Annotated in this window: 23 protein-coding genes and 1 riboswitch; of the genes, 1 reads left to right on the plus strand and 22 read right to left on the minus strand. The window is 50.0% G+C overall.

What is annotated here, in order from left to right; translation table 11 throughout:
- Nucleotides 1–149 precede the first annotated feature (149 nt).
- The 20 genes from C7E00_RS16505 to lepB form a co-directional block, all read right to left on the minus strand.
- On the minus strand, nt 150–251 hold the full coding sequence (locus C7E00_RS16505) for a cysteine hydrolase (RefSeq protein WP_167836549.1): 102 nt from the start codon (nt 249–251) through the stop codon (nt 150–152).
- 330 nt (nt 252–581) lie between these two features.
- Nucleotides 582–938: a hypothetical protein gene (locus C7E00_RS09485; protein WP_105304065.1), complete on the minus strand. Its 357-nt coding sequence runs from the start codon at nt 936–938 to the stop codon at nt 582–584.
- 236 nt (nt 939–1,174) lie between these two features.
- Nucleotides 1,175–1,507: a hypothetical protein gene (locus C7E00_RS09490; RefSeq protein ID WP_105304066.1), complete on the minus strand. Its 333-nt coding sequence runs from the start codon at nt 1,505–1,507 to the stop codon at nt 1,175–1,177.
- A 392-nt stretch (nt 1,508–1,899) separates the two neighbouring features.
- Nucleotides 1,900–2,469, minus strand: coding sequence for a prepilin-type N-terminal cleavage/methylation domain-containing protein (locus C7E00_RS09495; protein ID WP_105304067.1), 570 nt, complete (start codon nt 2,467–2,469; stop codon nt 1,900–1,902).
- Between the two features lie 62 nt (nt 2,470–2,531).
- Entirely contained in the window at nt 2,532–3,083 is a 552-nt protein-coding gene (locus C7E00_RS09500; protein WP_105304068.1) for a DUF4339 domain-containing protein, read from the minus strand.
- A 348-nt stretch (nt 3,084–3,431) separates the two neighbouring features.
- Nucleotides 3,432–3,845: a pilus assembly FimT family protein gene (locus tag C7E00_RS09505; protein ID WP_105304069.1), complete on the minus strand. Its 414-nt coding sequence runs from the start codon at nt 3,843–3,845 to the stop codon at nt 3,432–3,434.
- Nucleotides 3,846–4,006: 161 nt separating this feature from the next.
- On the minus strand, nt 4,007–5,218 hold the full coding sequence (locus tag C7E00_RS09510; RefSeq protein ID WP_105304070.1) for a type II secretion system F family protein: 1,212 nt from the start codon (nt 5,216–5,218) through the stop codon (nt 4,007–4,009).
- 2 nt (nt 5,219–5,220) lie between these two features.
- Complete coding sequence (locus C7E00_RS09515; protein WP_105304071.1) at nt 5,221–6,303, minus strand: type IV pilus twitching motility protein PilT; 1,083 nt, start codon at nt 6,301–6,303, stop codon at nt 5,221–5,223.
- A gap of 3 nt (nt 6,304–6,306) precedes the next feature.
- Nucleotides 6,307–7,992 (minus strand): GspE/PulE family protein, encoded by a 1,686-nt coding sequence (locus C7E00_RS09520; protein ID WP_105304072.1) that lies wholly within the window; start codon nt 7,990–7,992, stop codon nt 6,307–6,309.
- Between the two features lie 68 nt (nt 7,993–8,060).
- Nucleotides 8,061–9,161: a GGDEF domain-containing protein gene (locus C7E00_RS09525; protein WP_105304073.1), complete on the minus strand. Its 1,101-nt coding sequence runs from the start codon at nt 9,159–9,161 to the stop codon at nt 8,061–8,063.
- Nucleotides 9,162–9,225: 64 nt separating this feature from the next.
- Nucleotides 9,226–9,301, minus strand: a riboswitch (cyclic di-GMP riboswitch).
- 85 nt (nt 9,302–9,386) lie between these two features.
- Nucleotides 9,387–11,075 carry an autotransporter outer membrane beta-barrel domain-containing protein gene (locus tag C7E00_RS09530; protein WP_135358203.1) on the minus strand — a complete coding sequence of 563 codons (1,689 nt, stop codon included), beginning with the start codon at nt 11,073–11,075 and terminating at the stop codon, nt 9,387–9,389.
- Between the two features lie 285 nt (nt 11,076–11,360).
- Nucleotides 11,361–12,248 carry a translation elongation factor Ts gene (gene tsf / locus C7E00_RS09535; protein ID WP_105304075.1) on the minus strand — a complete coding sequence of 296 codons (888 nt, stop codon included), beginning with the start codon at nt 12,246–12,248 and terminating at the stop codon, nt 11,361–11,363.
- Entirely contained in the window at nt 12,248–13,219 is a 972-nt protein-coding gene (gene rpsB, locus C7E00_RS09540; RefSeq protein WP_105304076.1) for a 30S ribosomal protein S2, read from the minus strand. The genes tsf and rpsB overlap by 1 nt, the downstream gene beginning before the upstream one ends.
- A gap of 216 nt (nt 13,220–13,435) precedes the next feature.
- Nucleotides 13,436–14,356: a tyrosine recombinase XerC gene (locus C7E00_RS09545; RefSeq protein ID WP_105304077.1), complete on the minus strand. Its 921-nt coding sequence runs from the start codon at nt 14,354–14,356 to the stop codon at nt 13,436–13,438.
- Nucleotides 14,343–15,644 carry a methylenetetrahydrofolate--tRNA-(uracil(54)-C(5))-methyltransferase (FADH(2)-oxidizing) TrmFO gene (gene trmFO / locus C7E00_RS09550; protein WP_204378671.1) on the minus strand — a complete coding sequence of 434 codons (1,302 nt, stop codon included), beginning with the start codon at nt 15,642–15,644 and terminating at the stop codon, nt 14,343–14,345. Before trmFO ends, C7E00_RS09545 begins: the two co-directional genes overlap by 14 nt.
- An 80-nt stretch (nt 15,645–15,724) precedes the next feature.
- Entirely contained in the window at nt 15,725–17,932 is a 2,208-nt protein-coding gene (topA, locus tag C7E00_RS09555) for a type I DNA topoisomerase (RefSeq protein ID WP_105304079.1), read from the minus strand.
- Between the two features lie 29 nt (nt 17,933–17,961).
- Entirely contained in the window at nt 17,962–18,756 is a 795-nt protein-coding gene (gene dprA / locus C7E00_RS09560; RefSeq protein WP_105304080.1) for a DNA-processing protein DprA, read from the minus strand.
- Between the two features lie 122 nt (nt 18,757–18,878).
- Complete coding sequence (locus C7E00_RS09565) at nt 18,879–19,514, minus strand: ribonuclease HII (RefSeq protein ID WP_105304081.1); 636 nt, start codon at nt 19,512–19,514, stop codon at nt 18,879–18,881.
- Entirely contained in the window at nt 19,486–20,367 is an 882-nt protein-coding gene (gene ylqF, locus C7E00_RS09570; RefSeq protein ID WP_105304082.1) for a ribosome biogenesis GTPase YlqF, read from the minus strand. Before ylqF ends, C7E00_RS09565 begins: the two co-directional genes overlap by 29 nt.
- Nucleotides 20,361–20,948: a signal peptidase I gene (lepB, locus tag C7E00_RS09575; protein WP_105304083.1), complete on the minus strand. Its 588-nt coding sequence runs from the start codon at nt 20,946–20,948 to the stop codon at nt 20,361–20,363. Before lepB ends, ylqF begins: the two co-directional genes overlap by 7 nt.
- A 129-nt stretch (nt 20,949–21,077) precedes the next feature.
- Here lepB and C7E00_RS09580 point away from each other — a divergent pair, with 129 nt between their 5' ends.
- Nucleotides 21,078–21,272, plus strand: a complete 195-nt coding sequence (locus tag C7E00_RS09580) for a hypothetical protein (RefSeq protein ID WP_105304084.1) — start codon at nt 21,078–21,080, stop codon at nt 21,270–21,272.
- A 62-nt stretch (nt 21,273–21,334) separates the two neighbouring features.
- On the opposite strand, the gene C7E00_RS09585 is transcribed toward C7E00_RS09580, so the two are convergent.
- Nucleotides 21,335–21,733, minus strand: a complete 399-nt coding sequence (locus C7E00_RS09585) for a hypothetical protein (protein ID WP_105304085.1) — start codon at nt 21,731–21,733, stop codon at nt 21,335–21,337.
- 72 nt (nt 21,734–21,805) lie between these two features.
- Nucleotides 21,806–22,153 carry a 50S ribosomal protein L19 gene (gene rplS, locus C7E00_RS09590; RefSeq protein ID WP_105304086.1) on the minus strand — a complete coding sequence of 116 codons (348 nt, stop codon included), beginning with the start codon at nt 22,151–22,153 and terminating at the stop codon, nt 21,806–21,808.
- Nucleotides 22,154–22,238 lie beyond the last annotated feature (85 nt).

Below are 22,238 nucleotides of genomic sequence, written 5' to 3' on the forward strand. Positions count from 1 at the left end.
AAAAATAATAATGTCCATATGCTCCTTTGTGCTCTGCCAGTTTTTTTGCCTGCTCTGAAGTATATAGGACAACGAACAAAGTATTATCTGTTCCCTCATTTCGAATTGTAAACAAACATAATTGTATTTGTATTTGATCTGACTCAATTTCACTTTGCCTGACACGCCGACCTCCTCAGCGCATTCTCATGGCTTTCCGGAGTGACACCCGCGCAGCACTTCGCTTCCACCACGATCAGATAATCCCTCATCGTCATTACCTCCAATGCCTTCTTCAGCCTGCTGTCCGGAAACATTTCCTGCCGGGTTTACACGCCATGATAAGCAACCCACACGCCTTCTTCTCGTTCTCCTAGCCAAGAATTACATCAGTACATCATTGCTCCATATGGTAATTCTGACAGCAAGCTATCGTTAAAGAAATGATATGCTCCATCCAGCTTGATCCATCCGGTTTTCAAACAGGTGCCAGGCGAAATAAAAAATCCATAAATTTTCTCACAAAACTTCATAGAATTTTAATATCGCCTGGCACTTTTCTGTAGTATTTCTTTCCTTCTGAGGATGTACAATGTAACGATTTATTGATTCAACGATATAAGAATCTCCGTCATCAAGTACACAAGTCCGGCTGAAAACAACATATCCTCCCAAATGGGAATAATCCTTCGACGAGCCTCGCATGCTTCTTCAAGCGATTTTCGTAATGGATATCGAAGTGTAACAGTGGCGAAACCACCAATAGCCAGAACTGCAAACAGCACCATTTTACCGGTTTCTGCAGGATTTCCAATCCCAAAAACATAACCTGCTATGAGAAGTGCTGCTCCAAATACCAGACGGGTCTCCGACCTAATCATCACGGAAATATTAAACCAGAGAATCTCTGCAATCATAGTAAATATGAAGATAATATAGACGCTTGCGGTTCCGCCCATCGTTTCCTCGCCAATGCCTCCTTCATCCTGCTACGCATAATATCTCTTTTCCGATTCGCACGTCATCCTATGCAATATGTTTGCCTTTACTTTACTCTGCTAAAATATTACGAAAAGCTTAAGGCAGAATTTCTGTTCAGTACTTTTAACTACTGCCCACAGCAAATCCTTAATTTAATATTTTCTTCACGCCGTTTTAACCGTTTTTACGTCACCTTCTGGGAAAAGAATTCAAGTCAAGGCTTATTTGTCAGTTTATACTTTTTTAATTTCGCCTGACACTTTGGCAATAGTTCTTCCAAAATCCCATCAGTTTTTGCTTCAAGCATTCGCAAATCCTTAATAATAGAAGCCACTTCTCGGATTCTCTTGGGACGATAAAAGTATTTGTTAAAATTCACTTCATAGCCTAATTGAGTTTTATTCTTATCCATCCATGCATCTGGTGTATAGGGAAGAACTTCCCTCTCCATGTACGCCGTTATCCCGCCCTCGTATAGATAGGGAACCACATCCGTATCTGACTTATCTTTATCCGGAATAGGCCTTCCTTTTTTGTCTACTACCACGCTTCCATCTTCGTTATACTGCGGATATCAGGAAACACTGTTTCCTCACTTATTCCCATAAAACAGAGATCGAAGACAGTTCAGCACGGGAAATCCTGTAAAGAATAAGGTCTTTGCTATTTAGTTCACAGCGCAGCGTCCCTTCTGGGTCATTATCCCATAGCATTATGTCAATTAATATTGGATTGGCCATATGATGATCCCCTGTCTCTCTAGACAATATTATACAATTAGATGTAATAAACCGTTCCTTTCAATTTCCGCATAACTATGCGGTTTAAAACACTTCAGAATAATCATTTAAAACGCAAAAAAGCGCATTCACCTGGCTGGTTGTAGCCAAGCAAATGCGCATAAAATCAAAATAATCAACAGCTATTTTTGAATCGCCGCTATTTAAGTGAAATACGGATGCTATATTTTGGAATACTACTCATTCCACCTTCTCCACCGACATATTTCCCTGTATTAGTACCGGCATTGTATTTCCAATAAATATCAATATGCGGATTGTTTCCTTCCGGATAGATTGAAAGCATACAAACCGCATTCGTATAATCAAGAGTAGTATTATACATACCATTCGTATTAGAACCAACAGAAACTGAAGTTCCCCCATCCACTTTTGTTCCTTTTCCGTAAGGGTTTACTCCATCTCTGCTAAGAACAAAGCCTCCGGTACTTGGCACATAAACACCAGCCGCATTGTGCTGATCCGCAGTTCCGGTCCCCCACCATTTCAAGCCAAGTTCCTCTGCATGATCTTTATTCACTTTCCCGCTGTAATATGCATCAACCGCAAAGTCTGCAATTGCACGCATGGTGTATATGTCATGGGCTTCACGGGATTTTTCAATCTGCTTGTTAAAAATAGGTATCGAAATCGCAACCAAAACAGCTATGACTGCAACAACAATCAGCAATTCTGCCAGTGTGAAGCCCTTATTCAGTTTTTTCTTCATCTGTAATCACCTCCCTTCAATTCTACATCTTACATCAACATAAAAGTAAATCATTCAGCCCTTTAAGCAAAATACCGTAAAAACAATATTAGCCCTAGAAAAATTAAATTGATTATAAGGACAATCGTTGCCATTACGCCCAACAATGTGATACGTCTTTTTGCTCTCTCGGTTCTTATGGTAGATGGCATGACCACGCTAAGTGCAATTGAAAATACCATTACCCGAATATCTATTTTCTGCCACAAACATATCAGGAACGTTATCACCCCAAGTACGATGCCAACAGTACTTACGCTCAATTTATGCTCCTCTCCAACATGAACTGAAGCAGAACTCTTCTTGCCAGTTTTGTAAATATACCCACCCTTCGGAAACTCCTTCCGAAGCTTTGAAATTTGCATCCACTCGCCTGCCCCATGTTTCACCAGGCTACTGTCATCAAGTCTGTGCTCTCGCATCAACCGGCAGATATTGTCTTTATCACACGGACCGAAATCATATCCATTCAATCTGTAGTACCAGCCCAGTGAGTTTTTATATTTTAAGCCTGCCGCCTTATATTCTTTTGCGCGCTGGTCTCTCTGATACCATTCCCGTTCTTGAATACCCACATTGCTCCCCCATCATAATCTTAAAAGAACCCGATAATGCTTTCCGTAAATGTAATAACGCCCACAGGTTCTTAAAATTGCGGAAAACGACCTTATTATGCGCAAATGTGCACGTTGAAAATTGCAAGTCAGGTGGTTCATCCCGGCCGTCTCCCTATGGGCTGATGAACCACATTCTTATATTACGCCCGCAGGTTCCGAAATCTGCGGAAAATGGCCTCATTCTGCGCAATAGTCGAGGGTCATTACAAATGATGGACAGGCGCGCGTAATAGCTCATGATATGAAGAAACCCTCCAGATTACTCCGGAGGGCATTCTAAGCTTTTCTTAATAAAGCAGAAATTTATTATTTTGCTTTATATTTAGTAACCGATCCATCTGTGCCGACTGTTAACGTCCAAGTCTTATAAACTGTCTTGCCTAACGTAGAACTTCCTACAGTCGTAGTTGTTTTCCAATTAAAAATATTTGTTGAATCATCACCAGTAATTTCTGTTGCGTCTGTTGCTGCGGTAGTAGCAATTTTTCCATCGGATACGTTGTAAGTGAAATCACCAGTTTTTGTATCGTCATCAAGATACTGAGCCTCTACTGCAGCATATGCTGCTCTTGCGTTTGCCTGGTTTGTAGCGAGTCTTGCCTTCTCCAACTGCGATGTGAAGATCGGAATCGAGATGGCCACCAGAACGCCGATGATAGCTACTACGATGAGAAGTTCTGCGAGTGTGAATCCTTTCTTGTTAGTACGAATTTTTTTCATAAAGTCTACCCTCTTTCATTTGAACAAGTTCAGTTGCCTGTTGCCAAGCAGTTCTGACAACAATAACATTATCATGTTTCAATTCCTTTTCAAGGTCCATTAAGCTCGAAAAAGCGACAATTTCGAACTTCTGAAAACACACATGGGATGAATCTGAAGCACTACATCAGGTTGTACATCGTGAACATCGGGAGATAGATCGAAATGACGATGAAGCCGGCAAAGATTGCCAGGGCAATCAGAAGCGTCGGTTCCAGTTTGTTGATGGCATCGGTCATCGCCGCATTTGCCTCGTTGGTATAGTATTCTCCTGTCGTCTGCAGAGTCTTCTCAAGTTCACCGGTATTCTCTCCGATGGCAGCCATTTCGGTCAGTGTCTGGGGGAATATGTCCGCTTTTCTCATGGCATCTCCGAGTTTCATGCCGGTGGCAACCTTCTCGGAAAGCTCTTCGGTTGCTCTGGATAGCTTGTAGTTATCCAGGACTTTTGCAGTCGTTTTCAGAGAAGAAGTCAGCGGCAGACCTGCCTGAAGGAGAGCTGACATCGTGGTCGCAAAACTTGCGCATCCGGTGTACATATGGATCTTTCCGGTGGTGCGGCTATGCAGCTGATGAATGGCCCATTTCATCCTCCCTTTTTCAGAATGCGTCCAGAGCTGGAATAAGATGATCAGAGCAGCGATCACCAGGAGGATCAGGATCCACCACTTCGAGAAGAACTCTGAAATATCAATCATGATCCTGGTCATCAGCGGAAGTTCTCCGCCCAGGCTTCTGAATACCTCAGTCATGGTCGGAATGACCTTGATCATGACCACCATCAGCACAATGATTGCCAGTACGACGACAAAGATCGGATAAGAGAGTGCCTGCCGCACCCTCTGCTTCAGCTTGTAGTTCTTTTCGTAATACTTCTGCATGGTCGCAAAGGAATCTTCCAGAGTACCGGACTGTTCCCCTGCCCGGATCGTTTCAATGAACGTGATCGGAAGCTGAGGCAGATTCTTCTGCATCGAAGAAGCGATCGAAGAACCGCCTGCCACATCCTTTGCGGACGATTCCAGCATAGCTCTGAGCTTCTTGTCCTGAGTCTGCTGGGCAATCATCCCCATTGCAGAAGAGATATCAACCCCGGCCTGCAGGATCGTCGAGAATTGCGAGCACATGACAGACAGCGCTTTCTCATCGATCTTCACCGTGCCGATTTCCTTGTTCAGAAAGGACTGTTTCGCGGGCTTTACTTCTGCAATCTTCTCGATGATCGGATAGCTCTGCCTGATTCTCGTGACCGCAGCGTATTCATCCTGAGCTTCCACCACGCCGGTGACTCTGGCTCCTTTGGCAGAGACTGCAGTATATCGGTATGTCTGCATATTCAGATCCTCCTGTACTCAGAAGAACTCCGCATACTGCCGAATGCAGAAGCGATATTCTCCGGCTTTCTGGCCGCTGAAGAAGCAGTATCGAGATCAATGACCCCGTTCTTCACCATCTGAATGAGACAGTGATCCATCGTCAGAGACCCCTCTTTTGCAGAAGTGAGAATCGAAGACTCCATCTGCGGAGTCTTTCCCTCCCGGATCTGATTGCGGATTGCCGGGGTCGCAATCATCACTTCGCAGGCACATGCTCTGCCATGGCCTCCTCTTCTGACTAAGAGCTGCTGGGAAAGCACAGCCATCAGAACCGTACTCAGCTGCATTCTGATTTCCGGCTGACGAGCCGCTGAGAACGCGTCGATGATCCGGTCGATGCTATCGGCAGCGCTGTTGGTATGCAGGGTCGCAAATACCAGATAGCCGGTCTCGGCTGCCGTCAAAGCAGTCTCAATCGTCTCCGCATCCCGCATCTCGCCGATCAGAATGATATCCGGGTCTTCTCTCAGAATCGCCCTTAATCCATCGGCATAGGATTCCGTATCTGTTCCGATCTCACGCTGCGAGATCAGACACCGATCCGGTTCATACACGTATTCAATCGGGTCTTCCAGCGTGATGATGTGCTCATTGCGCGTATGGTTGATTTCATTCAGGATTGCCGCAAGCGTTGTGTTCTTGCCGGAACCCGTCTCGCCAGTCACCAGAACGATGCCCTTCTGATACGAAGGAAACATGCTGACTGCCGGCGGCAGGCCAAGATCAGAGATCTTCGGAATCCGATCTGCAAGAATACGCAGGGCAATGCTGATGGTGCCGCGGGTATGATAGATATTCACACGCACCCGGCGGCCGGAAATAGTCTTTGCAAGATCAAGCTCTCCGCGCTTGCGGATCGCATCAAACTCAGCTCCAGCCAGCTCTTCGGCAATCGCCGTGCATTCTTCTGCACTGAGCACCCGCTCCATAGCTGAGCAAAGCTGTCCGTCAATGCGGAAGCGCGGCGCCAAGCCTGAGGCAAGATGAATATCGCTTGCATTCTGCTCAGCCGCCTGAGCAGTGAGTTCTTCCAGAAACGACATAGATTATTCCAGGGTCACAACCGTGCGGACCAGCTCATCCACCGTTGTGACTCCCTCCTCGACAAGTTTTCTGCCATTGGCAATCATCGGCGTGAATCCCTGCTTCATGACCATCTCACGCAGCTTCGTTCCGGTGATGCCAGAGGCGATCACATCTCTTAATGCCGCATTGATCGGCAGTATCTCAAAGACACCGATTCTTCCGCGATACCCGCTCTCAAAGCAATGATGGCAGCCGCGGCCATGATAGAAATGCATCTGCTGCGGATTCCGGATTCCTGCATACCTGATCAGCTCCGGATCCGGGGCATATTCCTCGCGGCAGTCAGGGCAGATCCGGCGGACCAGGCGCTGCGAGATGATCCCCCGCACTGCTCCGCCGATCAGATACGGTTCTACGCCCATATCCTTGAGACGGTCAATGGCGGAGAACGCATCTTCCGTATGGATGGTAGAAAGAACAAGATGACCAGTCATAGCTGCCCGCATGGCAATCTCAGCCGTTTCCCCGTCACGGATTTCGCCGACGCAGATGATATCAGGATCCTGACGCAGACATGCACGAAGAGCACTGGCAAAGGTCAGTCCGACCTTCTCGTTGATGGCAACCTGAGTGATGCCGTCAATCTGGAACTCAACCGGATCTTCCAGAGAAATCATGTTCACGGAATCATTCTTCAGATCATTGATCATCGTATAGAGCGTAGACGTCTTGCCGGAACCGGTAGGACCGACAATCAGAATGACCCCGGACGTATTCATCAGAAGACGCTCATACTTCGGGTGATCTTCTTCCGTGATGCCGATGCCCTTCCAGTTCAGAATATTCTGATCTCTGGTAAGCAGACGGATCACGATCTTCTCGCCGTAGATGGTAGGAAGAGAACTCAGACGCAGATCAATATCGCCGCTGCTGCGATGCACGACCGCACGGCCATCCTGCGGAATTCTCCGCTCCGCAATATTCATGCCGCCCATGACCTTGAACCGGGAAATGACTGCAGCCTGCAGCTCCTTCGGAATGGTCAGGATCTCATTCAGACGTCCGTCGACCCGGATCCGCACGACCATCTCATCTTCTCTCGGCTCCACATGAATATCAGAAGCCTTCTCAACGATGCCGCGCTCGATGATGGAATTGACGAGCTTGACGGTCGGAGCAGCATTGATCTCATCGCTGTTCATCACGTCAGCAGCTTCTTCGACCGTGGCCGACACGCCCTGCTCTTCCTTCATCTCTTCCATGGCCTTGGCAGCGCCTTCGTTCTCATAGAAGACCGAGAGCGCCCGGTCCATGGAACTGGAATACGCAATCATCGGAACAACCCGCTTATGCGAGGCATTCTTGACTGCTTCAATGGCCATGAAGTTCAGCGGATCTTCCATTGCCAGATACAGGGTATCTTTTTCCAGCTTCACCGGCACCACCCGGTACTGCTTTGCCAGGTTTCTGGGAATAAGGCTTACTAAAGCAGGATCAACCTTAACCTTATTGAGATCGATGAAATCGATGCCCAGCTGCATCTGCAGGATGCGGATCAGCTGGTCTTCAGTGATGTAATTATGAGTTACAAGATAAGTGCCAAGTCTTTCCCCGGTTTCTTTCTGGCCTGCCAGTGCTTCTTTCAGCTGGTCTTCGCTGATCGCTCCCACATCGACCAGCATTTCTCCGAGACGTTTATATTTCATCTGAGCACTCCTCTCCTGTCTGTCTTTTAGTATACCTTTTATGGAAAGAAGTGAAAACGGAATCGTGCTCAGGGAATCGGATCTGCGTCAGAAATCGCCCAGGAATCCCTGCTATTGCGCTTTGCTTCGTAGAGCATCTCATCGCCCTTGCGGAACAGTTCTTCAAAATCAGAATAGCTGCTGTGATTGAGCACGCAGCCGCCGGAGATCGTGATCGTTCCTGCCGGAACATTTTCCGTTGAAAGTTTATGTACTTCATCCCAGATATGATTCAGCTTCAGGTCTGCCTGACTGCTGCTGATCAGGCCTGGCGCATAGACGACAAACTCATCGCCGCCATTTCTCATGATGACATCCGAACTGCGGAATGAACTCATGAGCACACCGGAGATCTTCTCCAGCACCAGATCGCCGGTCTCATGTCCGTACTGGTCATTCAGTTCCTTGAAATGGTCCACATCAATCTCCAGGATCATTCCGGCAACGCCATTGGCCAGGAATCCTCTGATCCGTTCTGTGCCTCTGCGGTTGTAGATGCCAGTCAGCGGATCATGTTCGCTGTCATGGAGGAAGTTCATCGAAGTCTCCAGCAGTTCAATGCGGCTGGAAAGGACAAAGGCGTCCAGAGAAAAGGTCAGACAGGAACAGACACACGTATGAACCACATCATTCAGGAATGCATCCCTGGTCTTCGTGAACCCGGCAATGAACAGAAACAGCACATACATCCCGCCCACATAGCCGAAAAGATTCCTCGGCCGGTCCAGAATCAATAAAGGAAGCCCGAGAATCAGCGGATAGAATGTAAACGCAGCTTCATCATAAAACTGAAATGTTCCATAGTAGATTGCAAGCAGAAGCAGCGGTGCTTCAAGGAAGTATAAGAGCTTCGTTGCCTGTTCCGGGTGTTTCTTATGCCGATCATAGCAGACCGGAATCACAACGGCAAAATAGAGGAGCGGAAGCAGCGCCATGATGATATCGCGCTTATGGCGCAATGTCAGCTCCAGAATGAAGTAGATGATCGCAATCAGAGTACCGAGAAACAGATAGACCTGCATTGATCTCGTATTGATTTCATTGACGGTATCCTGATTCTGCTCAAACACTTCCGGATCAGTCAGATAATGCCGGAACCGTTTCAGCATCGTATCTTTTCTCATGCTCATAGCGTTCTCCTTTCTGCCCCGAAATAAAAGAGCTGACAGAAATCCATCAGCTCTTTGAAGTTACTGCTGCAGCTGGCTGCCATTTTACAGGCCCTATAGCTTTGCGTCGCCGCGTTTCCGAGGCTTTGCCGATTACTGTGCATTCCGGATAATACCCGGAAACAGGGATTCCGTCAACAGAAAAATGACTTTCTTTACAGGAATGCATTCCCTGCTTTCTGCAGATCAGGACTGATTGCGATGTTTCAGTACCATCACCAATGCAATCACCAGTGCTGCAGCTGCAGCAACGATGATGATGGTCGCTTCCGAAGAAGTCTTCTCGGCATCCTCGCTGACTGCCTGTACAGCCGGAGATTCTTCCGGTGCAGAAGTGGTTTCTGATGCGGCAGCGGTGACGGTGCTTCCGCCAAGCTCAGAAGGCATAGCGACAGCATAGTCATCATAGCTGACCGAAGTGATCGCACCGCTGAAATCAGCACTGTCCGAATAAGAAGTCACCGTGATCGTATAGCTGCTGTCGCCCTGCACATAGACGGTTCCATCTGTTCCGACAATCGATACGGTCTTGCCATCCGCATCGATGATCGTGCCTTCGTTATAGAGATTAGTGACTGTGGAATCGCCGGTTACTGTCCAGGTGGAAGAACTGTCGATATAGACATTGGCATAGCCACTACCGCCATTGCCTGCATAGGTCTCATCATCATAGATGGCACCCGTCAGGCTGGACCCGTTCTCCATATAGAAATCCAGTTCGGAGATGCTGTCCCAGATCACATCGCCATTCATCGTCTGATCATTGGCCGTGAAGTTTGTCTCTGCGCCATTGGAACCCGTTGTGCCCCAGCCTCTCTGATTCGCATTCCCGGAGACGCGCAGGAAGTATTCCGCGTCTGCACTCTGCGTGATCGCCACATTCTCGAGGTAGAAATCAGATTCTGTATTCGTGGTATAGAAGAGACCGCCATTCTCGGAATTCAAGGTACCTCCGATCATATAGAAGGAAGAATTTCCGACTTCCGAGTCGCCGGACATCGACTGATACAGGATCACAGACCACGTGCTGTCATTCTGTTCCAGATCCTGCATGTTCGACGTGAGATTGCTGCTGAACAGACGCAGCGTATTCAGACCCTCAATGCAGACGCCCTCGGATCCATTTGCAGTCAGGTCTGCATGGTTGATCGTGATATCAGCAGTTACATACACAGCTGGCGAACCAGTTCCGTTGGACGTATAGCTGCCGCCATCCACGACCATTGTTCCGCCGCCGCGGTCAGACCGGATCGCGGCTGAGCTTTCGCCCTGGGTGGTCACATCCAGGTCATATGCATACAGCGTACCGCCGCCTGCGACATGGATGCCGCCGGCAGTATTTCCTCTCGTATTGATGGTTGTTCCGGCAATATAGATTGTTCCTTCGTGATAGGCAAACGCACCTGCTGCTCCATCTGCATCGGCAGCGATCGAACCGCCGCTGACATAAGCAGTACCGCCTGTGGCCAGCAATGCTGCCCCTGCTCCATAGAAACTGGAATCATCTCCGCCGGAGCTTTCAGAGCTTGTGCGGGTAATCGTCGGATTGCTGAAGACGACATTGCCGCCGCTGACATGAATTGCATTCTCATCGGTTCCGGTGGAATCATACGTTCCATCGGTTTCCGTCGTATCTTCGGAATATTCCTTGACGGCGGTCCATTCGGTTATGGCTGAACCTCCGCCTCCGCCGCCATCAGGTGCTCCTCCGCTTCCCGGATCCAAGGAAGGCGGAGTTCCCTGAGGAGCACTTCCATTCGACGGCGGGGTACCGCCATTGTCTCCGTCTCCTTCTGCGAAGACGTTCATTCCCGTTCCTGCCACTAACATCGCGGCCAGTGTTACAGATGTGATTCGCTTTGCCAGATGATTCATGTGATACCTCCTGGACACTGCAGCACCATATCGCCGCTCTGTGAAGAGGAACTGAACACTGCCGGACTTCTGCATGAAAAGTGACCGGAAACGCAGAAAAAGCTCGCTGATCTGCATTGCAATGGTCATACAGCACATCGTCACCCAATTCGGATTTTACTGCAGAATGTGAGTGTATTCCGATTAGCATTCCTTTCATCATGATCGAAGAATTCCCCTGCTGTGATCCAGCGTATCAAAAAAACATGGCCCATGACAGACCATGTTTCAGAAGTGACTGATTGATTACTTAGCCATGGCAGCGACTTCTTCAGCGAAGTTCTCTGCCTTCTTCTCAATGCCTTCACCGACCTTGTACTTCACGAAGGTAACGACTTCAGCATTGTTTTCCTTGAGGTACTCCCCGCACTTCTTCTCCGGATCGAGGAAGAAGATCTGGTCAACCAGGCACATATCCTGCAGGGACTTGGACAGACGTCCTTCGACGATGCCAGCCTTGACCTTCTCCGGCTTGTTAGCCAGGGATTCATCATTGGCAACGAGCTGCTGCTGAATCTCACGCTCGTGGTTCACGATATCCTGCGGCATATCCTTGCGGGATACATAGCTCGGGGACATAGAAGCGATCTGCATTGCCATGTTCTTGGCAATCTGAGCATCAGCAGTTCCCTTGACTACGCAGACAGCGGAGATGACACCGTTGTTGTGCATATAGGTTCCGAAGATCTCGTCATCCTGCTTCTCAACGATTGCGAACCGTCTCAGAGCGATGTGCTCGCCGATGATTGCAGTAGCGCTGATGATTTCATCCTTGAGGGTTCCCTCGCCGGACTTCAGAGCCAGTGCTTCATCAAGCGTCTTCACATTGCTGTTCATAATTGCATTGACGCAGTCATCCAGCAGTCCGAGGAACTTCTCGTTCTTTGCGACGAAGTCCGTCTCGGAGTTAAGCTCGACGATAACTGCACGGTTGCCGTTCACGACAACCTTGGACAGTCCGTCAGCAGCGGTACGGCCTTCCTTCTTGGCAGCCTTGGAGATGCCCTTTTCACGAAGCCAGTCGATTGCCTTCTTGACGTCACCGTCAGTCGCAACGAGTGCCTTCTTGCAGTCCATCATTCCGGCTCCGGTAATTTCGCGGAGCTCTTTGACCTGACTAGCTGTGATTGCCATTACTTGGTTTCCTCCTTGCCTGCTGCGGCAGCTGCCGGAGCAGAAGAAGCTGCCGGACGCGGAGCACCGTTGGAACGGTTGTCTCTGCGGAAGACACGGCGCTCGCCATTCTGGCCATTGCCGCGGTCGAACCGGCGTCCGCCTGCTGCCTGCATCTTTGCACGGTTCTCTTCATATCTCTGACGCTTGCGCTTCTCATACTCTGCTGCCTGACGGTCAACTTCAACCATGACATCCTTCATGGAGATATCAGCAACCGTCTCATCTTCCTGGTGAGCGAACTCCAGAACGCCGCCCTTAGCTTCGCAGATTGCATCAGCGATGACGCCGACCATCAGCGTGATGGAACGGACAGCATCATCATTTGCCGGGATCGGATAATCGACCATGTTCGGATCTGCATTCGTATCAATCAGAGCGAAGACCGGGATGTTCAGCTTGCGAGCTTCAGCAACTGCGTTGTGCTCTTCAATCGGGTCAACAACAAACAGTGCATCCGGGAGCTTCTTCATTTCCTTGATACCGCCGAGGAAGTTCTCCAGACGGTCCTTCTTCTTCAGAAGAACAGCCTGTTCCTTCTTCGTATAGACGCTGATTGTTCCGCTGGATTCCATCTCTTCGATGTCAACGAGCTTCTTGATGGACTTCTGAATCGTGCGGAAGTTCGTCAGAGTTCCGCCGAGCCATCTCTGGTTGACATAGAAGCTGCCGGAACGCAGTGCTTCAGCAAGAACCGGAGCCTGAGCCTGCTTCTTCGTTCCTACGAACAGAACCTTGCCGCCATCTTCAGTGATCTTCTTCAGGGCTTCATAAGCCTTGTCGAGCTGCTCTTCGGTCTTCTGCAGATCGATGATGTAGATGCCATTCTTAGCAGTGTAGATGTAAGGGCGGAACTTCGGGTTCCATTTGCGAGTCTGATGTCCGAAATGAACACCATTCTCAAGCATTTTCCTCATGGAGACAACAGTCATAATTTTTTATTTACCTCGCTTTCCGTTGTTTTCCGCCACAGCTTCCGTCACCATCAACATCCATCCTCCCTGCTGGAAGATACATGCACGGGATGATGAATCCACTGTGTGAGTAGTACATCCCTGCAACATGAAAACCGCATGAAAAGGGATGCCGTGGAATATACTACCATAATACGGAAGCTCTGCAAAGCACTTTTTCGCGATTCTTCCAGGCTATTCAGCATGTCTTGAGAACGGATGCGCCTTGTCCACCACCTTGCGCATGCGATCCTGGGTCACATGCGTATAGATCTGGGTCGTGCCGAGGTTCTCATGTCCTAACAGCTCCTGCACCACTCTTAAATCTGCCCCATTATCGAGCAGATGCGTCGCAAACGAATGGCGGATCATATGCGGATGCACATGCATCGGGAGATTTGCATTGATGGCTGCCTGATCAACCATCTGCTCGATGGAACGGGAGCTGACTTTCTTCCCTCTCGTATTGACGAAGAGATACGGATGTTCGGTTTTCACGAACTGAGGTCTTGCCTCGTTCAGATACAGCTCAATCAGCTGTCCGCAGCGCGGATAGAACGGAACCATGCGTTCCTTGGATTCCTTTCCGAATACCTTCAGGGTCCGGCTGGAAAGATCGATGTCCTCGATCTTCAGACCGGCGCATTCGCTGACCCGGAGTCCGCATGCATACATGACCTCGATCATGCAGCGGTTGCGCACCTGGATCGGATCCGAGAGATCAAACGAATTCAGCAGCTGTTCCATCTGATCAAACGTCAGATATTCCGGCAGCTTCCGATGACTGCTTGCGCCTTTGAATAAGCTCACCGGATTCTGCTGTACGCCTTCATATTTATTCAGATAGCGGAAATAAGAGCGGAGACTTGAAAGGTTGCGCGAATAGCTGGCATTGCTCAAGGGCTTTCCGCCGATCTCGCCGGAACGCAGCTTCGTCAGATAATCGCTGACTGTCAGACGGTCGACGTCTTCGAAATCCGTGATGCCGATGGAAGTGAGATAGTCCAGAAACCTCCTCACGTCTCTGCCATAGGCGTCACGGGTATCTTTCGATCCCGTCCGGCTGATCGCAATATGATTCAGGAATCCCTGCAGGGATGCTTCAAAGTCTGCCATTGCGGACCTCTTCTTCAATGATGGGCAATGACTGCTTTGCATAGGCTTCCTTGCGGTCTGCCTTCTTCACTGCTGTATTCAGGTGCATAATGCCGAAATTGGCATTCATCGGCTGGAAATGCTCCGGATCTGCCTGCGTGATATAAGTGGTCAGAGAGCCGAGCATCGTATGATTGCTCAATGTCTCCAGCGGTTCTTCCTTCAGGAGATGAGCCAGGTTGATCCCTGCCAGCATGCCGCTGGCAGCGGACTCCACATATCCTTCTACCCCGGTGATCTGTCCGGCAAAGAACAGGTCCGGACGCACTTTCGTCTGAAACGTCGGCAGCAGATGCTTCGGGGCATTGAGATACGTATTCCGGTGCATGACCCCGTATCTGACGAATTCTGCATTCTGCAGTCCCGGAATCATCCGCAGCACCTGTTTCTGGGCACCCCAGGTCAGATGTGTCTGGAAGCCGACGATGTTGTACATCGTTCCAGCCGCGTCATCCTGACGCAGCTGCACGACCGCATATGGTCTTGTGCCATCCGGCTTTCTCAGCCCGACCGGCTTCATCGGACCGTAGAGCAGCGTCTGCTTTCCTCTTCTGGCCATGACTTCAAACGGCATGCAGCCCTCGAAATAGACTTCTTTCTCAAACGAATGCAGCGGTACCGTATCAGCCTTCATCAAGGCATCATAAAAGGAATCAAACTCTGCTTCAGTCATCGGGCAGTTGATATAATCGGCCTCCCCGCGGTCATATCTGGACTTGCGGTAGGCAATGGAGAAATCAATGGACTCTCTGGTCACGATCGGTGCTTCCGCATCATAGAAATAGCAGTCTTCTTCCGGAAACAGCTGTTTCACCGCAGTCATCAGTCCATCGCTGGTCAATGGACCGGTGGCGATGATACACGGTCCTGCCGGGATCTCCGTGACTTCTTCTTCATGAATCGTGATCAATGGACAATGGCGGATCCAGGCATCGATCTCGGCAGAGAATCCTTCCCGGTCAACGGCCAGGGCTGCTCCTGCCGGTACTTTATGATGCTCCGCACTGTCCAGGATCAGAGAACCGATCGTTCTCATCTCCTGTTTCAATAGACCGCAGGCATTGGTCAGCGCTTCATTCTTCAGAGAATTCGAGCAGACCAGCTCTGCAAACGTATCTTCACTATGGGCCGGGGTCTTTTTCACGGGTTTCATCTCATAGAGATCCACGGCGATTCCCCGCCTGGTCAGCTGATAAGCTGCCTCGCATCCGGCTAAGCCGGCGCCGATGATTGCTGCATGTTTTTCCATCATTCACTCTCAGACTGTCTGATTCTTCTGCTTCCTGGTGCTTCTTCTGATAAAAAACCGGGAATTGCCCCGGTCTGATGCTACTCTGCTGATTCCGTCTTCGCTGCGGTTTTCTTCCGGGCGGCTGTTTTTTTCGTGGTGGTTTTCTTTGCCGGAGACTTCTTCGCTGCAGCTGTTTTCTTCGTGGTGGTCTTCTTCGCTGCAGTCTTCTTCGTCGCAGTTTTCCTGGCGGTTTTCTTCTCGGCCGGTGCTGCTTCCGCTTTTTCTTCCTGCTTCTTCGCGTAGCGTTCTTTCTTCGAAAGGATGCGTTCGCCGTCGAGGTTTTCCATATAGCGGCACTTCGGGAAGTTCGAACAGCCGAGGAAATACGTCCCGAAGCGGCTCTTGCGCTTCAGCAGCTCACCTCCGCACTCCGGGCAGATCTTTCCGGTCGGCTCCGGCTTCTCTTTCTCCTTGCCGTCGAGCTGTCTCGTATAGCGGCACTTCGGGAAATTGGAACACGAGATGAACTTGCCGAACCGGCCATTGCGGTAGACCAGATCTCCTCCGCACTCCGGGCACTTCTCTCCGACCTTCTCCGGCTGGATTTTCTCCATCTTTTCATAGGCCTCGTCCAGCAGCGGCGAGAACTTCTTCCAGAACGCTGTCAGCGTTTCCACTTCATCTGCCTTGCCTTCGGCGATCTCATCGAGGTCCGTCTCCATGTCTGCGGTATAGCGGACATTGATGATGCTCGAGAAGAATTCATCCAGCTTCTCCACGGTCAGTTCTCCCTGTTCCGTCGGGAAGAATACCTTGGTCTTGGACTTCTCGGTTGCCCGCTTCAGCTCGACATAGCCTCTTGCCTGAATCGTATCGATGATCATGGCATAGGTAGAAGGACGGCCGATGCCTTCTTCTTCCATCTCCTTGATCAGCTTTGCTTCGGTATAGCGAGCCGGCGGTTCTGTGAAATGCTGATTCGGCTTGATCTCTGTCGGAGTGAGCTTCTCATTCTCGCTCAGTTCCGGTAACAGCGTATCCTTGCTGGAATAGTAATCTCCGTATACTTTCAGCCAGCCATCGAATACCATGCGGCTGCCACTCGCCGTGAAGTCATAGCCATTCCTGGAAAGCACCAGTGATTCGCCCGAGAACTTCGCATTCGCCATCTGGGAAGCCAGCGCTCTTGCATAGATCATCTTATACAGGCGGTACTGCTCATTGGTCAGATAGGACTTGATCTTCTCCGGATCATTGTCGAGATTCGTCGGCCGGATTGCTTCATGAGCATCCTGAGCATTGGCATCATTCTTGGCATGATAGAAGCCCTGATACTCTTTTCCGTATAACGAACCGATCCGTTCATGAGCTGCCTTCATATATACATCAGACAGACGTGTCGAGTCGGTACGCATATAGGTGATAAGACCTTCCTGACCATTGCCAATATCGATGCCTTCATAGAGGCGCTGAGCAATCGCCATGGTCCGTTTTGCCGAGAAGCCGAGCTTCGTCGAAGCTTCCTGCTGCAGGGTGGACGTGATAAACGGCTTGAACGCTGCCGTGCTCTTGGAAGTCGGCTTGATGGCAGTGACGGTGAATTCTCCCTGGCACTGCTCAAAGGCCTTGTCTGCTTCTTCCTGATTATGGAGTTCTGCCTTCTGGCCATTGATCTTGGAAAGGCTGGCCGTGAATTCCTTGCCATCCTTGGCAAATTTCGCATCGATGGTCCAGTATTCCTCCGGAACGAATGCCTGGATTTCCTTCTCGCGCTCGACGATCAGCTTCAGCGCGACAGACTGCACGCGGCCGGCTGACTTGGAACGGATCTTGTTATGCAATAGCTTGGAAAGCTTGAAACCGATGATGCGGTCCAGAATTCTGCGGGTTTCCTGGGAATGGACAAGGTCCATGTCAATGGTCCGCGGCTTGGAAAATGCTTCCTGGACGGCATCATGGGTGATTTCATGGAACGTCACCCGGTCTACTTCATCTTCCGGTAAATCCAGCACCTGAGCCAGATGCCAGGAAATGGCTTCTCCCTCACGATCCGGGTCGGTTGCCAGATACACTTTGTCACTATGGGAAGCGAGCTTCTGAAGCTCCTTGACGGTTTCTTCCTTGTCCTTGGAAATCTCATAAGTCGGCTTGAAGTGATCCTCAATGTCAACCCCGAGTCCGTCTTTTCCGCGGATTGCCAGGTCGCGGATATGTCCTTTGCTGGAAACTACTTCATATCCGTTTCCCAGATATTTCTGAATGGTCTTCGATTTGGACGGAGACTCTACTATCACGAGATCTTTCATATGCTCTGCTACCTCAAAATACTACCTGTTTATACAACACTTCCGCAGTTTTCTGCAAGCCTTCTGTCCTTTGCGGCATTCGTGAGGTCTTTCAGGGAATCCTCATTCACTAAGAGATTCGCACCTTCTGAGATCAGAAGGTTGCACCCTTCTCCCTCTTCTGCTCCATATGGATAAGGAACACACCATACCTCCCTGCTCAGGGCAATGGCTTCATTCACCGTATGCATCGTGCCGCTCGTCCGCCTTGCTTCGGTGACGATCACCGCTTCGCCAAGCGCTGCCAGAATCCGGTTGCGCCATGGAAAATGCCAGGATTCCGGCATCGTATCACGGGGATATTCGCTCAGGATCAGATGGTCTTCTGACATGCGCTGATAGAGATCCTGGTTGCAGCGGGGATAGGCAACATTCAGCCCGCAGCCGATCACCCCGATCGTATGACCCCCATGTTCGAGGGCTGTGCGATGCACCGTTCCATCCACTCCCTTTGCAAGTCCTGACACAAGCACATAGTGCTCGCACAGAATCGAAGCCGCAAGTTCCGTCATCGCTCTGCCATAGGCATGCATCTCCCGGGAGCCGATGATGGTCACGGCCGGATACCTCAGCAATTCGAGATTTCCCTCATAAAACAATACCCAGGGCGGAAAGCGCAGTCTTCTGAGCGAAGCCGGATATGCCTCATCGGCAATCGTCAGATAAGGCTCTTTCACCTCCGGAATGGATACAGGTTCCTTCCTTGCGATAGCTGCGGCAATCTTCTTCCATTCGCCCCGATAGCGCACGGCATATGCTGCCAGCAGTGCACGTTCACTTGTCATAAACCAGAAACTCCTCCTGCCTCTCTATAGCAGAAGAAATCCCAGGTTCCTTCAGATCAGTCCGAAATGATGCAGTGCATGGAAAATGCCATCATCATCAATTCTGTTATATGCGTTCCTGCCTATTTCTCATCTGGAAACAGATCGAGCTGTTCCTGCTGCACTGCGACCGGTCTGAAACTTCTGCGATGGATGGGGGTGATGCCGTATTTCCGAAGGGCCTCGAGATGCTGCTTTGTCGGATAGCCCTTGTGCTTGGCAAAGCCATACTGCGGATATTCCTGATCATACTGAACCATGATCCGGTCTCTTGTTACCTTGGCAAGGATGCTCGCAGCGGCGATGGAAATGCTCTTCTGGTCCCCTTTGACTAACGAAATCACTTCCGTTCCGTTCTGAAACGGCATCGCATCGGTCAGGATGCATGAAACGCCGCTTTCTGCAGCAATCTGCTCCATTGCCCGCATATCAGCGTGATAGATATCATAGCGGTCAATGTCTGCCGGAGAGACTTCAATGACCTCTGCCCACAGCGCATCTTCAAGAATCTGGTCATACAGCTTTTCCCTCTTTTTCTCGCTGAGAGCTTTGGAATCATAGATGTCCGGATTCTCATAGCCGATCGGAAAGATGACACCGGCCACACTTAAAGGACCGGCTAACGGTCCTCTTCCTGCCTCATCGAGACCGATGACCAGTTTTCCTTCTGTCCAGAAGGCGTGTTCATATTCATTCGGACACAGATGTGCTGTTTTCATTTTCATCAGGCGACTCCAGGGTAAAGCGGCCGAGTCTGCCCCGGCGCATCTCATGCAGAAACAATCCCGCTGCGCGCTTGCGGTCGGGCTGTTCCCCTGCCGCAGCTAGATGCCGGTATACGGCAATCTGATCAAGCATCACATCGGTTCTGATGTTTTCCTCTGCTCCATATGCTGCTTCCAGAACGCCCGGATATCTCAAACGGATCATATGAATCGTATCCATGGCGATTTCTTCCAGGTTCAGGATGTCTTCATTGATCGCACCCGTTGCGGCTAATAAGGATCCGGTCTTCGGATCGCTGAACTTCGGCCATAAGACCCCTGGCGTATCCAGAATTTCAAGATTCGGGTCTGCCTTGATCCAGACGAGCTTTCTGGTCACGCCTGGCTTATCAGCAGTTCTGACCTGGTTCTTTCCGGCAATGCGGTTGATGAGCGTGGACTTGCCGGCATTCGGAACGCCGCATACCATGGCCCGCATCGGCCGGGGATGAATGCCCCTGCGGATCATCCGCTGCCGCTTTGGCTCAGTCAGTTCCAGACAGGCAGAAACAATCTTCTGCCGATACGAATTGTCTTTCTGAAGATCGAGGGCCATCGCTTTCTGATCCGGCTTGGTTCCGAGGCTCTTCAGCCACTTCTCCGTTTCTTCGGGGTCGGCTAGATCTGCTTTGCTTAACAGAATCAGCTTCGGTTTTCCCTGCGCCATCTGATCCAGCATCGGGTTGCGGGAGCTTTTCGGGATTCTGGCATCACGCAATTCAATGACCATGTCCACCGCCTTGAGGTGATCGCTCATCTCCCGGCGGGCTTTTTCCATATGGCCCGGATACCACTGAATGGCTACCATGACTTCACTCCGAAATCAGAGAACGGCCAGAGAATCAGTGCACCTTTGGCAATGATCTGGCTATTCGTGAATGGTCCGTAGTAGCGGCTGTCACGGCTGTTCGGACGATTGTCGCCGAGGCAGTAATATTCATCTTCACCTAAGGTGATGGGTTCAACATCGCTCATGAACTCATCACCCCATTGAGACGTATAGTCCGCATTCAGGAATGGTTCATCCACGGGTTCTCCGTTGATATAAAGCTGGCCATCGGTATAGGAAACCGTTTCTCCCGGTAAACCGATGATGCGCTTGACCAGATATTCCTTCTTCTCCGGCAGATAGATGATTGCAATATCAAACCGGTTCAGATCTCCCATTTCGACGCTAAGCACATTGGCCAGACCGACGGACTCGGATTCCAGCGTCGGATACATCGAATTGCCCTGCACCCGGATCGGCCGCACCAGGAAGTGCGCCACCAGGAACACGCAGATCATCGAGATCACAAGTGTCCGGATGAAATCCCAGGTCTCGGACCAGAACGAACTTTTCTTCGGTTCCGGTACTTCAGACTCGTTTTTCGTTTCTTCGCTATCCATATATGACACCTGCTTTCATTCGCTCATTATACCTCAGTTTTCAATATCTCAAAGTTCAGAGAGGAATTGCCATCCGGCCATCATTGTTTTATAATGATTGGTATACCAATCAGATCGGAGAACAGGAAAATGGGCAGAAAGAAAAGACCGGATACCCGGCAGAAACGCATGAAATACAATGAATCCTACCAGAAGCAGTTCGTGAAGCGATATGTGTTCAAGCTGAATGTGCGCCATGATCAGGAGCTGATCAACGCAATTGAATCGATGGACAACCGCACTGCCTGGTTCAAGGAACGGCTTCAGGAAGAGTGCCATTCGTAAAAAAAACTGTGCAGCTATCGCACAGTTTCAATCATCTATCAGCCTCAGCAATGAGGCTTTTATTACGGAAGAACGATCTGGTTCTTATACTTTGCTGCCAGGTCTGTCAGTTCCTGCTTCTCCGTATCAGAGAGCTCGCTCTCAGCATATTCGGCCAGTCCCTGCAGGTCTCCGGATGCGACATACTTCTGCACTTCCTGGATGGAAGAGACACTCACATGATCGCTGACGATGTTCGTGATGGTTTCCTGATCCTGCTCATCAATCTGATTCAGGACGGAATCAATCTGGCTGTCGGTGATGCCATAGTTTTTCAGCTGGTCTCTGACCACGACTTCGGCGGCCTGCTTCACCACTTTGGTCTTGATGCGGGAATACCCGAATAACCCGATGATTGCAGCAATCAGGATCACCAGGATGACCTTCAGCCCGGTGTTCTTCTTCTGTTTCTTCTCGGCCATGCATGTACCTCTGGAAACTGATTATACCATGGAAGGAGAAGAAAAAGTGCCTTGCGGCACTTTCTGATCTGATTAACGATCTTCCTTGATACGGGAATTCTTTGCGGAACGTCCCTTGAGGTAGGTGAGCTTAGCTCTGCGGACCTTACCACGGCGAGCCACTTCGATGTGATCGATGATCGGGCTGTTCTTCGGGAATGTACGCTGAACGCCGACGCCGTTAGAAATCTTGCGGACGGTGAATGTCTCGCCGATGCCGCCGTTCTGCATGCCTACTACAACACCTTCGAACAGCTGAATACGGGACTTCTCACCTTCACGGATACGGACAAATACCTTGAGCGTATCGCCCGGACGGAAATCAGGAATGTCGTTGCGGATCTGATCTTTTGTGATCTTGTCTACTAAATCGAGTCTCATGTCTATTCTCCTTTATCGTTTTCGCCGATCTGCTCATAGTCCCGATGCGGCCAGCGGAACAGTGGCTGCGTTTTGGCGCCTGTAT

Origin of the sequence: Anaerolactibacter massiliensis, from assembly GCF_900290205.1 — a bacterium.
GTDB lineage: Bacteria > Bacillota_I > Bacilli_A > Erysipelotrichales > Erysipelotrichaceae > Bulleidia > Bulleidia intestinalis.